Annotated in this window: 17 protein-coding genes; 8 read left to right on the top strand and 9 right to left on the bottom strand. The window is 59.4% G+C overall.

Annotated features, from left to right (window positions below; all coding sequences use genetic code 11):
* Positions 1-2 precede the first annotated feature (2 nt).
* Positions 3-752, top strand: coding sequence for an electron transfer flavoprotein subunit beta/FixA family protein (locus AB8880_12665; GenBank protein ID XDZ65754.1), 750 nt, complete (start codon positions 3-5; stop codon positions 750-752).
* A gap of 11 nt (positions 753-763) precedes the next feature.
* Complete coding sequence (locus AB8880_12660) at positions 764-1,696, top strand: electron transfer flavoprotein subunit alpha/FixB family protein (GenBank protein XDZ65753.1); 933 nt, start codon at positions 764-766, stop codon at positions 1,694-1,696.
* 47 nt (positions 1,697-1,743) lie between these two features.
* Here AB8880_12660 and AB8880_12655 read toward each other — a convergent pair whose 3' ends face one another.
* Positions 1,744-2,292, bottom strand: a complete 549-nt coding sequence (locus AB8880_12655) for a TlpA disulfide reductase family protein (GenBank protein XDZ65752.1) — start codon at positions 2,290-2,292, stop codon at positions 1,744-1,746.
* A gap of 16 nt (positions 2,293-2,308) precedes the next feature.
* On the opposite strand from AB8880_12655, the gene argH reads away from it, so the two are divergent.
* From argH to lysA, 3 genes are read left to right on the top strand one after another with little or no spacing between them, the layout of a single operon-like run.
* Positions 2,309-3,715 (top strand): argininosuccinate lyase, encoded by a 1,407-nt coding sequence (gene argH, locus AB8880_12650; protein XDZ65751.1) that lies wholly within the window; start codon positions 2,309-2,311, stop codon positions 3,713-3,715.
* Positions 3,716-3,752: 37 nt separating this feature from the next.
* Positions 3,753-3,890, top strand: a complete 138-nt coding sequence (locus AB8880_12645; protein XDZ65750.1) for a hypothetical protein — start codon at positions 3,753-3,755, stop codon at positions 3,888-3,890.
* 7 nt (positions 3,891-3,897) lie between these two features.
* On the top strand, positions 3,898-5,154 hold the full coding sequence (gene lysA / locus AB8880_12640) for a diaminopimelate decarboxylase (GenBank protein ID XDZ65749.1): 1,257 nt from the start codon (positions 3,898-3,900) through the stop codon (positions 5,152-5,154).
* Positions 5,155-5,202: 48 nt separating this feature from the next.
* On the opposite strand, the gene AB8880_12635 is transcribed toward lysA, so the two are convergent.
* On the bottom strand, positions 5,203-5,847 hold the full coding sequence (locus AB8880_12635; protein ID XDZ65748.1) for a zinc-ribbon domain-containing protein: 645 nt from the start codon (positions 5,845-5,847) through the stop codon (positions 5,203-5,205).
* A 96-nt stretch (positions 5,848-5,943) separates the two neighbouring features.
* On the opposite strand from AB8880_12635, the gene AB8880_12630 reads away from it, so the two are divergent.
* A complete protein-coding gene (locus tag AB8880_12630) occupies positions 5,944-6,603 on the top strand; it encodes a YdcF family protein (GenBank protein XDZ65747.1) in 660 nt (219 codons plus the stop codon).
* Here AB8880_12630 and AB8880_12625 read toward each other — a convergent pair.
* Genes AB8880_12625 through AB8880_12610 form a run of 4 tightly spaced genes read right to left on the bottom strand, consistent with a single transcriptional unit; the run spans position 6,600 to position 10,031 of the window.
* Positions 6,600-7,484 carry a prephenate/arogenate dehydrogenase family protein gene (locus AB8880_12625; GenBank protein ID XDZ65746.1) on the bottom strand — a complete coding sequence of 295 codons (885 nt, stop codon included), beginning with the start codon at positions 7,482-7,484 and terminating at the stop codon, positions 6,600-6,602. The two genes, AB8880_12630 and AB8880_12625, sit on opposite strands and share 4 nt — an antisense overlap.
* A complete protein-coding gene (locus AB8880_12620) occupies positions 7,481-8,584 on the bottom strand; it encodes a histidinol-phosphate transaminase (GenBank protein XDZ65745.1) in 1,104 nt (367 codons plus the stop codon). The genes AB8880_12625 and AB8880_12620 overlap by 4 nt, the downstream gene beginning before the upstream one ends.
* 21 nt (positions 8,585-8,605) lie before the next feature.
* The gene (locus AB8880_12615) at positions 8,606-9,265 is read right to left on the bottom strand and encodes a chorismate mutase (protein XDZ65744.1); all 660 of its coding nucleotides are present in this window, start codon (positions 9,263-9,265) and stop codon (positions 8,606-8,608) included.
* Positions 9,258-10,031, bottom strand: a complete 774-nt coding sequence (locus AB8880_12610) for a class I SAM-dependent methyltransferase (GenBank protein ID XDZ65743.1) — start codon at positions 10,029-10,031, stop codon at positions 9,258-9,260. Before AB8880_12610 ends, AB8880_12615 begins: the two co-directional genes overlap by 8 nt.
* 91 nt (positions 10,032-10,122) lie before the next feature.
* Here AB8880_12610 and gloB point away from each other — a divergent pair, with 91 nt between their 5' ends.
* Complete coding sequence (gene gloB, locus AB8880_12605) at positions 10,123-10,905, top strand: hydroxyacylglutathione hydrolase (GenBank protein XDZ65742.1); 783 nt, start codon at positions 10,123-10,125, stop codon at positions 10,903-10,905.
* A gap of 21 nt (positions 10,906-10,926) precedes the next feature.
* Here gloB and AB8880_12600 read toward each other — a convergent pair whose 3' ends face one another.
* From AB8880_12600 to AB8880_12590, 3 genes are read right to left on the bottom strand one after another with little or no spacing between them, the layout of a single operon-like run.
* Positions 10,927-11,307 (bottom strand): dihydroneopterin aldolase, encoded by a 381-nt coding sequence (locus AB8880_12600; GenBank protein ID XDZ65741.1) that lies wholly within the window; start codon positions 11,305-11,307, stop codon positions 10,927-10,929.
* On the bottom strand, positions 11,273-12,088 hold the full coding sequence (locus AB8880_12595) for an SDR family oxidoreductase (GenBank protein XDZ65740.1): 816 nt from the start codon (positions 12,086-12,088) through the stop codon (positions 11,273-11,275). The genes AB8880_12600 and AB8880_12595 overlap by 35 nt, the downstream gene beginning before the upstream one ends.
* Before the next feature lie 17 nt (positions 12,089-12,105).
* Entirely contained in the window at positions 12,106-13,050 is a 945-nt protein-coding gene (locus AB8880_12590; GenBank protein XDZ65739.1) for an HAD-IIA family hydrolase, read from the bottom strand.
* A gap of 70 nt (positions 13,051-13,120) precedes the next feature.
* On the opposite strand from AB8880_12590, the gene AB8880_12585 reads away from it, so the two are divergent.
* The gene (locus AB8880_12585; GenBank protein ID XDZ65738.1) at positions 13,121-13,990 is read left to right on the top strand and encodes an SDR family NAD(P)-dependent oxidoreductase; all 870 of its coding nucleotides are present in this window, start codon (positions 13,121-13,123) and stop codon (positions 13,988-13,990) included.
* The last annotated feature ends 3 nt before the right edge of the window (positions 13,991-13,993 follow it).

Below are 13,993 nucleotides of genomic sequence, written 5' to 3'. Positions count from 1 at the left end.
TGATGAAAATCCTAGTACCAGTAAAACGGGTTATTGATTACAACGTCAAGGTCCGGGTCAAGGCCGATCAGACCGGCGTGGAACTGGCCAATGTCAAAATGGCCATGAATCCTTTTGACGAAATTGCCGTTGAACAGGCGATCCGCCTCAAGGAAGCCGGCACGGCATCTGAGGTGATTGCCGTATCCATCGGCCCGGATCAGTCGCAGGAGACCATCCGCACCGCCCTTGCCATGGGCGCTGACCGCGGCATCCATGTCCCGGCCGCTCATGAAACCGAACCGCTGGCCATCGCCAAGGTGCTGAAAGCGCTGGTGGAACGCGAAGAGCCTGGCCTGGTCATTCTCGGCAAGCAGGCGATCGATGATGACAGCAACCAGACCGGACAGATGCTCTCCGCTCTTCTGGGCTGGCCGCAGGCGACCTTTGCCTCCGGTGTTGAGATCGACGGAAATATGCTGAAAGTCATCCGTGAAGTCGATGGCGGGCTTGAGCATATCTCCTCGTCCCTGCCCGCGGTCATCACCGTTGATCTGCGTCTTAATGAGCCGCGTTACGCCTCCTTGCCGAATATCATGAAGGCCAAGAAAAAGCCGCTGGACCAGATCAGCCTCGATGACCTCGGGGTCGATGCAAGCCCGCGCCTCACCACCGTCAAGGTCGAAGAGCCGCCCGCCCGCAAAGCCGGGATCACCGTCGGATCCGTCGGTGAACTGGTGGAAAAACTGAAAAACGAAGCCAAGGTCATCTAAGGGGAAAAGCGATGTCTATTCTTGTACTAGCAGAACACAACAACGCCGAGTTGAACCCGGCAACCTTGAATACCATCTCTGCCGCCAGTGCCGTGGGTGGTGACATTCATGTTCTCGTTGCCGGCAGTGGCTGCGCTGCGGTCGGGGATGCCGCCGCCAACGTGGCGGGTGTCGCCAAGGTTCTGGTGGCCGACAGCGCCGAATATGAAAACGGTGTTGCCGAAAACATCATCCCGCTCATTCTCGGCATGATCGATGGCTACAGCCACCTGATGGCGCCAGCCACCACCTACGGCAAGAATATCCTGCCGGGTGTTGCCGCCCTCAAGGATGTTGCCCAGATCTCCGACATCATCCGGGTGGATGATGCCAGCACCTTCCAGCGGCCGATCTATGCCGGCAACGCGCTTGCCACGGTCACATCGGGTGAATCGCTCAAGGTCATCACGGTACGCACCACGGCCTTTGAAGCGGCCTCGGCCGAAGGCGGCAGCGCCGGCATCGAGGCTGTCAGCGCAACCGGTGATGCGGGCAAGACAAGTTTCGTGAAATCCGAATTGTCTTCATCAGACCGGCCGGAACTGACATCCGCCAGGATCGTCATCTCCGGTGGCCGCGGCATGCAGGATGGGTCAAACTTTGCCATGCTTGAAAAGGTTGCCGACAAACTTGGTGCCGCGGTCGGGGCTTCCCGCGCCGCGGTTGATGCGGGCTTCGTGCCCAACGATTACCAGGTCGGCCAGACCGGCAAGGTGGTCGCGCCGGACCTCTATGTCGCGGTTGGAATTTCAGGTGCGATTCAGCACCTCGCCGGCATGAAGGACAGCAAGGTCATCGTCGCCATCAACAAGGATGAGGAAGCACCGATTTTCCAGGTTGCCGATTACGGGCTTGTCGATGATCTCTTCACCGCGGTGCCGGAACTCGAAAGCCAGTTGAACTAGACCAGCCTTTCATCAAGCGAAAAACCCCTGCCAGGCGCAGGGGTTTTTTATCCCCGCAAGATTTCCGAGACAGCGGAAATCACCTCACGCCTGCCCCAGTCAAGCGGGCCTTCGACCTTGCCGCGGATCACCCCGGTGGAGGATATCAGAAAACTGGTGGGCATCACGCGGATGGAAAGCGCCCGGGCAAGCTCGCCGGGCGGATCGAACGCCGAATTGCCGATCGTGATACCGCGATCTTCAAGAAAGGCCTGGCCAAACTTCCGCCCCTTGCGGTCAAGGCCGATCAGCAGCACCGCCATGCCTTCCTCGCGCAGTGCCTGATCAAGCACCATCAGCGACGGCAGCTCATGGACACATGGCGGGCACCAGCTGGCCCAGAAATTGACCAGCAGTGGCGTCGGCGCGAAATCGGCAAGCCGGCGACTTGTGCCGTCGTGAAACTCGATTGCCGTATTCGGGCTTGGCAGAGCAAGGGGTTTCATTGTATCCAAGGCAGCAAGGGCCGTGTCGGGCATAACAGCCGCACCAGATGTGGCGGCAAGCATCGCCAGGAACTGGCGGCGGGAAGTGATAGCGGCCGGGCAGAAGGTCATAGCCGGAGCATAGCAGATGTCGGAAAAAGACAATACCACAAAGACAAACTCGATCTGGGGTGGCCGGTTCGAAGGCGGTGTCTCTTCGGTCATGGAACGCATCAATGCATCCATCTCTTTTGACAAGGCGCTGTATCGCCAGGATATCGCGGGCTCGAAAGCTCATGCGGCAATGCTGGCCCATCAGGGGATCATCAGCGCCGCCGATGCCGAAGCGATCAGCACCGGTCTTGATACGATCCTCAAGGAAATCGAGGCCGGGGAATTCGTTTTCTCCCCCGCCCTTGAAGATATCCATATGAATGTCGAAACCCGGCTGGTCGAACTGATCGGTGACGCCGCCAAACGGCTTCATACCGCGCGGTCGCGAAACGATCAGGTGGCAACCGATCTGCGGCTCTGGGTGCGGGACGCGATTGACCGCATCCTCGACGCCATAGCGGATCTTCAGCAGGCTCTGCTTGATCAGGCCGAAACGCATGCCGGAACCGTCATGCCGGGATATACCCATCTGCAGACAGCCCAGCCCGTCACCGTCGGGCATCACCTCATGGCGTATGTGGAAATGCTGGAACGTGATCGTGGCCGCTTTTCCGATGCCCGGCGGCGGCTGAACGAATCCCCGCTCGGGGCGGCGGCGCTGGCCGGCACCTCCTTTCCCGTCGATCGCCGGATGACGGCGAAAGCCCTCGGGTTTGACCGGCCGATGCGGAATTCCATGGACGCGGTGTCGGATCGGGATTTTGCCGTTGAGTTTCTTGCCGCCGCCGCCCTTGCTTCGGTGCATCTGTCCCGTCTCGCCGAAGAACTGGTGCTGTGGTCATCGGACCGGTTTGGTTTCATCACCCTGTCGGACGGGTTTTCCACCGGCTCATCGATCATGCCGCAGAAGCGCAACCCGGACGCGGCTGAACTCGTGCGGGCCAAGCCCGGCCGGATCACCGGCAGCCTGATCACGCTCCTTACCATCCTCAAGGGCCTGCCCATGACCTACGGCAAGGATCTGCAGGAAGACAAGGAGCCTGTCTTCGATGCCGCCGAACATCTCCTGATTGCCCTTGCCGCCACCACCGGCATGATGCGGGATCTGACCTTCAGGCCCGAAGCGATGCGCGATGCCCTCAATGCAGGCTTTCCCACCGCAACGGATCTTGCGGACTGGATGGTGCGGGTGCTGGGCCTGCCTTTCCGCGAAGCGCATCACGCCACGGGCGCGATCGTCGCTCTGGCGGAACGCCGTGGCTGCCGTCTTGATGAGCTGGGTCTTGATGCGTTGCAATCCGTCCTGCCTTCGATCACCGAAGATGTGTTGCCGATCCTCGGGGTTGATCATTCCGTCACCTCCCGGATGAGCGAAGGCGGCACCGCGCCGGAACAGGTTCGCGCGGCAATCGAGGCATTTCGTAAAGAGGTTGAGTTTTAGCCTTCCCGGCCTAGACTGTATCTTGAGGAGGATATCCATGCTGCACCTGCACTCCACCCGGTTCGCCCGACTGTTTCTGACAGCCCTCGTCTGCCTGTTGCTGGCGGCCGGAACAAGTTCCTGCGGCAAGCGCGGTGACCCTTACCGGCCTTCCGAAGTCTCTTCATCTTCGTGATCCTGACATGACCGGATTTTCCCGCATCAACGGCACGCTTACGGTCGACGGCATCCCGCTTGAGGATATCGCCGCACGGTTTCCAACGCCGCTCTATATCTATTCGGCGGCAACCATCCGCGAGTCCTATACCCGTTTTGCCGAGGCTGTTGCCGGGCCAAAAAGCCGGGTGCATTTTGCGGTGAAGTCAAATTCCAACCTTGCCATCCTTCGTCTTCTGGGCTCGCTTGGCGCCGGGGCAGATATTGTTTCGGGCGGTGAGATGCAGCGGGCTCTGAAAGCAGGGATCGCGCCTGAAGCCATCATCTTTTCAGGTGTCGGCAAGAGTGATGCGGAAATCACCGCCGCCCTTGAGGCAGGTATCGGCCAGATCAACGCCGAGTCCGAAGCCGAAGTGATGCGGATCCTCGCTCTCGCCGGATCTTCGGGGAGAAGCAGCCGCCTTGCGCTTCGGATCAACCCGGATGTTGACGCCTCCACCCATGCCAAGATTTCAACCGGCAAGAGCGACACCAAATTCGGGATCAGCCGTGAGGCCGCCACGGACCTCTATCGCCGCATTGCTGAAAGCGGCGTGATGGAACCTGGCGGGCTGGCGGTGCATATCGGCTCCCAGATCATGACCCTGGAGCCGTTCAGGGAAGCCTGGACAACGCTTCTTGAAATGGCAAGGCAACTTGAGGCCGAAAATCTGCCAGTGCCCCAGCTTGATCTTGGTGGCGGCATCGGCATCGACTACAAGACAGGTGAGCCCGCGGATATCGAGGCTTTCGGTCACCTCGTGCGGTCGATTTTCGGCAATGAGCCTTATCATCTCGGCTTCGAGCCAGGCCGGTTCCTCACCGCCGAGGCAGGTATTCTGCTGACCGAAACCCTCTATACGAAATCCACGTCCGGCAAGCGGTTCATCATTGTTGACGCCGCCATGAATGACCTCATCCGCCCCACTCTCTATGAAGCCTATCATCGGATTGAGACGGTGGCGGACAAAGGCGCCCCCATCGGGGCGGCCGATATCGTTGGGCCTGTATGCGAAACAGGTGATTATCTCGGGCTGGACCGGATGATGCCGGCCATTGACAAGGGTGATCTTCTCGCCGTCTTCTCGGCAGGCGCTTATGGCGCGGTGATGCGGTCGGCGTATAATACGCGGCCACCGGCGGCCGAACTCCTCGTCCTTGACGGGGAGGTGCACCCCGTTTCGGTTCCGCAACGTGTTGAGGATCTGCTGGCACAGGACCTGATCCCGACGGCCCTGCAATAGCAACCCTCTAATAGCGGCAAATCCGGCCCGGCGGGGCGGCAATACCTTCTACCGGGGAAGTTTCGGCAGCGGCACCACGGTAATATTGGTGGTTTCGGTATCGGGAATATCCTGATCAAGCTGGATCTGCACGGTGAAGGAAGCCGCCTTTTTCCCCTTGATGTTGCTGGCATCCAGCGTGAATTCCTTCTGCACGAGAACAGCACCGATCCCGGATGTCACGGTCAGGAGAAACACCGGCGCATGAACGGGCAGGTGGCTTCTGTTGAACACCTCTCCGGTCAGCCGGATCGTATCCCGCTGTCGTTCCCCGGCAAGCTCCCTGATCAGGAGAGAGGACGTATCCGGGGTGATGGTGAGTCCGGCCATTTCAAAAAGCGGCCGTGTTGCCGGAAATCCGGCAGAGATCTGCTGACGAAGAATTCCGGATAAAGCCCCAAGCATGAGCAGAACAACAACACCTATCATCAGCCTGCCCAGAATCTGGCCCGGCCCAGATTCCTGATCTTTTGGAATGGTCCGGCCGGCCCCGTCTTCTCCTGCCGGCTCAGCTGCGGGCGAGGTCAGGTTGCCGCCTCCCCCGGCCTGCCAGACAGTACGGCAGACCGAGCACTGCACCTTGCGCCCTGCGGCCGGCAGGTCATCGGGGTTGATTCTGAAAACAGTTTCGCAATTCGGGCATTCAAGCAGCACTGGTGATCCTCCCTTTTCCCACTATATCAACTGTTTGCCATACTACCAACGATGTTCGCATGACTTTAGGCAAAGGATTACGGTAGAATAGCTTCCATGTTGATGTCCAAGGTTGTAACCGGAACAAGTGTGGTGTTGCTAGGGTGTTTTCTGGCCGGGATGCAGCAATTTGCCCATCAGATCAGAATGACCGGCAACAGCAATCCGGATACCGAGTTTCTTTTTAGCTCAGTTTCCCGCGACTCCTCCATCAATGAAGATGCCGCATCACGGCGGGGGATTGTCGTTGCCACAGGCAGCGGCGGCCGCATCCAGGCCGGCACCGCCCTGATGCTGAATGGTTCAGCTGCGAGAATGCTTATTTCAGGCACCGGTTCAGGTGTGTCGCTTGACGATATCCGTCTTCTTGCAAAGGAGACGGGCACGGATCACGCCCGCATTGATGCGGTGTTCGAATGCTGCGTTGATCTCGGCCCGGAGGCGCTGGATACCAGGGGCAACGCCATTGAGACAAGAACCTGGGCGGAAGCGCGCGGGCTCGGGGAAATCCTTCTTGTCACCTCGGATTTCCATATTCCGCGTGCCCTGATCGAATTCCGCCGGGCCATGCCCGGGATCAAGGTTCTTCCCCATGCGGTCCGCACCCCGGGGCTCGGTATTGATGAAAACGGCCGCACCATGTGGTGGCGTAACCCCGCCCGGATCATGACCGTCTGCCGGGAATACGGCAAGTATCTTGCCAGCCTTGTCGGCTAGTCCAGCTGGCCGATATCCTTGATACGGTTGCGGATCTCGCGTGTCCGGCTGAAGAGTTCTTCGAGTTTGTCGCCTTCCTTCCACCGGATAGCACGCTGCAGGTAGGAAAGATCTTCGTTGAACCGCCCCAGCATTTCAAGCACCGCATCGCTGTTGTTCAGGAAGACATCACGCCACATCACCGGGTCTGATGCCGCGATTCGGGTGAAATCCCGAAAACCCGAGGCTGAAAACCGGATCACGTCGTTGCGGATCTGCTGTTCGAAATCAAACGCCGTGCCGACAATCGTATAGGCGATCAGATGCGGCAGATGCGAGGTGATGGCAAGCACCCGATCGTGATATTCCACCGTCATGTCCTCGACCAGCGCCCCTGTCCCGGTGAGGAAGGCGCGGATGCGTTCCACCACTTCCGGCGGGTTGTCTTCGGGCAGGACAATCCAGTACCTGTCGCGGAACAGCGCGGAGAACCCCGCCTCGGGGCCGGAATATTCCGTGCCGGCAATCGGGTGGGTGGGCACGAAATACGTCTCCACGGGCAGGAAGGGTTTCACGTCGCGCATCACCGACCCTTTGGTTGAGCCGGTATCGATCACCACCGCACCCGGTTTGAGGGCTGGGCGGATCTCTTCGGCCACCGCACCCATGGCGCCAACCGGCACGGCCAGCACCACCAGATCGGCATCCTCTGCCGCCGCCGCCGCGGTGGCGGCATGCGTATCACCAAGCCCGAGCTGGATGGCCTTGGCGCGAACCTCATCGCTGCGGTCATAAACCTTTATCTCGTCGGCAAGTTTCGCCTCGCTCGCCACCCGCACCAGCGATGAGCCGATAAGACCAAGGCCGATGACGGCGATCTTCCTGAACCCGCCCTTGCTCATGACGACATCGCCCTTGCCTGGGCAAAATCCTTGAACGCCGCGCTGGTGATCTCCATTTCCTCATCATTGCCAAGCGACATGCGCAGGCAGGAGGGCAGGCCATAGGGGGCCATCTTGCGGAGCAGAATTCCGCGCTGCTGCATGAAGGCATGGGCGGCGTCCGCTTCGGCATCGGAGGCAAACCGGATCAGGAAGAAATTAGCCCGGCTTGGCAGCGGTTCAAACCCGGCCTGGCGGATGGATTCCTGTATTCTCGGCATCCAGGTGCTGTTATGGGCAAAGCTCAAGGCAACAAAATCCCGGTCCAGCATGGCGGCGCGGCCAGCGACCGCCGCCGCCGTATTGACGCTGAACGGCCCCCGGATGGACGCCAGAACCCCGAGGATGGCCGGCGGAAAATACCCCCAGCCCAGCCTGAGCGAGCCAAGCCCGTAGATCTTGGAAAATGTCCGCAGCATGACCACATTGTCATGCGCCTCAACAAAAGCCGCGCCATCGGTGTAATCCGGGTCATCCTTGGCGTTGTATTCGGCATAAGCACTGTCGAGCACGACGATGACCGATTTCGGCACGTTGCGGATCAGCCGTTCAACCTCGGCACGGGCAATCATTGTCCCGGTGGGGTTGTTCGGATTGGCAAGAAAGATGATGCGCGTACGCGGGGTGATGGCGGCGAGAATATTGTCGATGCTGACGGTCAGGTCATCATCATCGACCCGAACAGGCACGCCGCCGGCAATCCGGATAGCCTGGGGGAAGACAAGAAAGCCGTATTGGGTGTAGATCGCCTCATCCTCATCTTCAAGATAGGCGGTGGTCAAAAGACCGATGAGTTCATCCGATCCGTTGCTGGGCAGGATGCGTTCCGGATCAAGATCGTGCACCCTGGCGATGGCCTCAACCAGATCACGGTCGATCTGCTCCGGATAGCGATGCAGCCTGTCGCCGATCTCCTTGAGCGCAGCGACCGCGGCAGGCGAGGGCCCCAGCGCCCCTTCATTGACCGAAAGCCGGATGATCCGGCCTTCCGGCATGGCAGCGACTTCAGGCCGGTAGGATACCAGCGAACGAATGGATTTTTTGGGTTGTAGTTCCGTCATGCCCACACCTATGGCAGAAAATCAGCGCTGTTGGAAGATACCAAGTAACCCGGGGTGATCAGGATGATAACCCGGTTTTTCCGCGATCGCACCACCTGTGTGGACCAGGGTCATGTCCCGGGCAGAAGGATCCGGCAGATAGGGCGCAAGGATCACGCCTTCCTCAAGTCCCGATCTGTCGGCAAGCGGCGTGATGGCGGAGACATAGACCTTGCGGTCAGCATCCCGCATCCGGGCCAGATCCTGCCACCAGCCAGATTGGGCCCAATGCGGCAGCACGCCGAGATCCGCGTCGCCGGAAGCCACGGCATTGAGCACATCCGCCGCCGTGCTGCAGGTCCTGTATCGGGCGGCGCCGAAACGGAAGCGCGCCACTTCAATCTGTTCGGCGCGCGCGGTCACCGCGATGGTCAGCGGCGCCTGCCGGTTGAGACTGGCGGCAATGATCTGGCGCCAGATCACTTCGATGGTGAAAGGATCAAGACCGCTGGACTGGATGAGGTTCCTGATCAGGTCTGCCTCACGCCCGGCCCGAAAAATTCTCCTGCTGGATTTGGCGGCCCCGACCTCGCGCACCAGCCTGTCCCGTGCTTCAAGCGCATCAAGGATTGTCCGGTCCAGCCCGTCGATTTCGCGGCGGAGACGCAGAAGGGTCTCGTCTTCGGCGTTGGGCTTATCCATTTTTCCCTTTCCCGGCATGCCAGTCATGGTCGCGCGGCAAGACATTGGTGTTGATTCCGATCAGCGCAGGACGCACAAAACGCTGGCGGCGCGCCGGCACTCCTCTTACGGAATAGAGCATTTTTGTCGCCTCGACAATCAGAACTCCGCCCATGGGTTTGGAAAGCTTTTCCACGATAGGTGCAAATCGCGGATAAAGCGGCGAATGCGATGGCGGCGCGGCCAGCGCCTGATATATGTGTTCAACCTCGAAATCATGGCTGCGCAGAAGTGATCTGATCTGATGGGTGGAATAAGGCTGGCCATAACCAAATGGCGTCATCTCCCGCACCGCCCAGATAGTGCCCCGATGCGGAACAACGACCACAAACCGCCCCTGGCCCTTGAGCACGCGCCAGCATTCCCCCAGCAGGCGTGATGGATCGCGGGCAGTTTCAAGCCCGTGGATCAGCAGCGCTTCATCGAGACTTGAATCGAGCAGCGGCAGATTGTTTTCATCCACCAGCGCCGTCCGTGAAGGCTGCCGCCGCGGCCATCTTGTCACATCCATGCCGGTGAAATGAAACCCCACCGGACGCAGGCCCCCGCGCCCCTCGACAAGCCGCAGATAGGGGCGTGTATACCCGAACGCCCCCAGCGAGCGGTACGCTGTCCCGGTCTTGCCGGCATCCCCGAAAATCCGTTGCAGCCGCCGGGCAATAAGAAGCCGCGACACCCGCCCGAGCGGGGTGTTGTAATAGGTGGAAAACGCATCGGTCTCGGCCATTGTCTTATCGTTGCTCTTGGTTCACATCATGGGTAGGATGATCTGATATTCTGGTTTTGCCCGGCTGGTATTTGCCCTGAAGGAGTATCGCATGACCCTTGCTGAATGTATCCGCGTTCCCGCCCTGAACGACAATTATATCTGGATGCTTCACAACCCGTCCAGTCATGAGCTTGCGATTATCGACCCAGGCGAGGCCGAGCCCGTATTGAAGGAACTTGAGCGCCGGGGGCTGACGCCGACCGAAATCGTCAACACCCATCATCATGGTGACCATATCGGCGGCAATTCAGCTTTACTGGAACGCTTTGACATCCCGCTGACCGCCCCGGCAAGCGAGGCGGCGCGAATTGCCGATATCACCCGGCCTGTTCGTGGCGGCGATGAGGTCATGATCGCCGGGTATCGGGCCGAGGTTATTGAAACCCCGGGCCACACCACCGGGCATGTCGCCTTTTATTTTGACGACTGTTTCGGCGATCACGGCATCGCCTTTGTCGGCGATACGTTGTTTTCCCTGGGCTGTGGCCGCGTCTTTGAAGGAAGCATGGAGGAAATGTGGAACTCGCTTGCCGCCCTCCGTGCATTGCCGGATAAGACACTGATCGCCTGCGGGCATGAATATTCCGCCTCCAACGCGCGATATGTTGAAAGCCTGGATTGGCCTTCGGCCGAAGCCGAAGCCCGCTGCGCCGAAATTCATGCCTTGAGGGCGGCAGACACCCCGACTCTGCCGGTGATGCTCGGCACGGAAAAGAAGGCCAACCCCTTTCTCAACTGCGATACGGAAAGTCTTGCCGCTGTCTTCGGCCTTGATGCCCGCGACCCGGTTGAGGTTTTCACCGCCCTGCGAAAGGGCAAGGACAATTTCTGACAGGCCGGACAGGTTTGCGGTTCAGCTTCGCGCGCCCGGATCGATATCCGAAAGCCGATAGGCCACGGTCTTGCAGTTGGGGTAGACATCCGGCTTCTGGGTGCGTACCATCAGGCCTGCCACGTCACGCATGGCACGGATATGATCGAAGATGGATCTTGCCAGGGTTTCCTGCAGATCATAATGCCTGGCCTCGGCAATGCGAATGACGGCGTTTCGGACATCATCATAATTCAGCGTCTCATCCACCTTGTCCGCCACGGGTTCGCGATCAGATGCAAGGCGTACTTCCACATCGATCAGCACCCGCTGTTTTTCGGCCCGCTCGAAATCGTGCAGGCCGATGGAACAGACAACTTCAATTTCTTCAAGAAAAACGCTGCGCGCTACGGGGTTGGTCATGATCTTCCGTTTCATCCAGAAAAGCCACATCTCGATGATGGGGGTTGAGATGAAGCCCGCCATCCAGAACAACTGTATGGCCGGTCATGGACGGCGTGTCCAGCAGCATTATGGTTGCACGCAGAATATCATCAAGCACCGCCCCCTGGCCGAGAGGGTTCCGTTGATGGGCAATCCGGTATTCCTCTTCGGTCTGATCACCTGACCTGAGGATGATCCCCGGGGCGATGGCATTGACCCGGATTTCCGGCGCATAGGCCTGGGCGGCCAGCGTCGTCAACCCGTCGAGCGCAATCTTTGAAAGCGTGTAACTGAAATAATCCGGGTTGAGTCCGGCCAGTTTGGCATCGGTAATCGAGACAACAGCCCCGCTGGTGGCCGGATATCGTTTCCTGATTTCTTCGGCGAAAACCCGGGTCATCACCGCGGGCGCCGTCAGATTGACGGCGAGATGCTTCTCCAGCATGGCCGCAGAGACGGTCTGGGCGGTATCATATTCAAAAAGAGAGGCGTTATGCAAAAGCCCCATCACGCCATCGCCATAGGGAAGATGGCGCAGCAGGGCTTCAGCTTCCCCGGCATTGCCGAGATCAGCCTGATGCAGCTGGCAGGTTCCGCCTGCCTGAACGATCAGCCTTGCCGTATCTTCTGCCGCCTCCCGGGATGAGTTGTAATGCAGATGAATTTCCCATCCCGCACGGGCTAGACCGAGCGCCAGATGCCGGCCGACCCGGCGAGATGCTCCGGTGATCAGCACTGATCTTCTGGGCGGTGTTTTCATCTTTTCTGTCCTGTCTTTCAGACTGTTTTCACCATCACATCCGGGGTGATTCCGCTCGCTTTTATTGCCGCTTCAGCCCCACCCTCACGGAATATGCCGTGATCCGTGACGAGAACGGTTTTCAGCCCGGCCGCATTGCCGCCGAGAATATCGGTATGCAGGCTGTCGCCCACCATGGCGATGCGGTCTCTTCTCCAATTGGATCGCCCGCTCCATTCTTCAAGCTTCCGGAGCGCAAGTTCAAACACCGGCGCATGAGGTTTGCCGAACCAGCGGACCTGATCTTTGGGAATACCGGTCACCCGGGCTGTCCAGTATCCCGGCTCGAAACTGAATGCCCCCGGATGCGGCGCGGCAACATCCGGATTGGCGACCAGCAGCGGCACGCCCTCTTTGAGCGCGTCTTCGAGCGCTGCCTGCCAGGAGAGGTCCCAGTTGACGGCGCCCATGAAAGCAATCGTGTCGACCTTCGTCCAGGTCTCTCTCTTTTCGGGATCAAGCGCGATACATTCATGGGCGCTGAGTTCTGGCGGGATGCAGAAACTGTCCACCACGCCGACTTTAAGCCCGGGACTCGTCCCATGTTCGAGCCAGTCCACCAGCGCATCACGACTTGAAACGATCTGGCGGGTATCGAGCGAAAGCCCGAGCTGGCGGTATTTTTCCCCGGCAAAGGAAGAAGGTCGGCTGGCGCCGTTGGTGACGACCATCACCTCGACCCCGGCCTCAGCCGCCGCGGCCAGCATCAACGCTGCCCCCGGCACGGCATCAGCCCCGATATTCAGCACGCCATAGCCATCGAGCAGGACGGCATCCAGTTCATCAAAAAGGTCCCTCAGCCTTTCACGGCAAGCCGATGCCTTCCGCACCGATGGCGGCATGATATCACGCAAGGTTTCATAAACCGCAAGACATCGGGCCTGATCCATGGGCAGGTCCGGCAAAAAGAGTGTATCAGACATGGCAGAAAATAATGACGAGTGATTGCATGATCCGTATTGTAGCACAGTCAACGCCGATGAGGAGAAACAGATGTCATCACCCCTGCCGCCATCCGGCAAGCCCATGGAAACCCGAAAAATCATCCTGATCACGGGCTGTTCATCCGGCATCGGGCTTGATGCCGCCCTCACCTTGAACGCCCGCGGCTGGCGAGTTTTTGCCACCTGCCGCAAGGAAGAGGATTGCGCCCGCCTTAGCGCCATGGGGCTTGAAAGCTTCCGCCTTGATTACGAGGACACCGCCTCAATTCACGAAGGTTTTGCCGAGGCAATGAAGCGAGGCAGCGGCAGGCTTGATGCTCTTTTCAACAATGGCGCATATGGCATCCCCGGGGCGGTCGAAGACCTGCCCACCGAAGCACTGCGCCAGATCTTCGAGGCCAATTTCTTCGGCTGGCATGAACTGACACGTCTTGCCATCCCAGTCATGCACGGGCAGGGCGGCGGCCGCATCATCCAGAATTCATCGGTGCTGGGTTTTGCCGCCCTCCGGATGCGCGGGGCTTATAACGCCACCAAATTCGCGCTTGAAGGGCTGACCGATACGCTGCGGCTGGAACTTGGCGGCACTGGCATCAAGGTGGTTCTCATCGAGCCCGGGCCGATCCGGACAAAAATCCGCGAGAACAGCTATCCCCATTTCAGGCAATGGATTGACTGGAAAGGCACGCGGCTGGAGAATTTCTATCGTGAGGTGCTGATCCCTCGGCTGGAGGCGGTCAACCCGCCCAAAGACCTCTTCGAGCTGATGCCCGAAGCCGTCAGTCGTGCCGTCATCCATGCGCTGGAAAGCCCGCATCCCCGTATCCGCTACCGCATCACCACCGCAACCAAACTGATGGGGCTTCTGAAACGGCTGTTATCGTCGCGCGGTTTTGACCGGCTGGCCGCCCGGATCTGAAGA

This window comes from Alphaproteobacteria bacterium LSUCC0684 (genome assembly GCA_041228335.1).
In the GTDB taxonomy this organism is placed as follows: domain Bacteria; phylum Pseudomonadota; class Alphaproteobacteria; order Puniceispirillales; family UBA1172.
The sequence above is the reverse complement of the archived record's forward strand: the minus strand, read 5'-3'. Positions and strand labels throughout refer to the sequence as shown.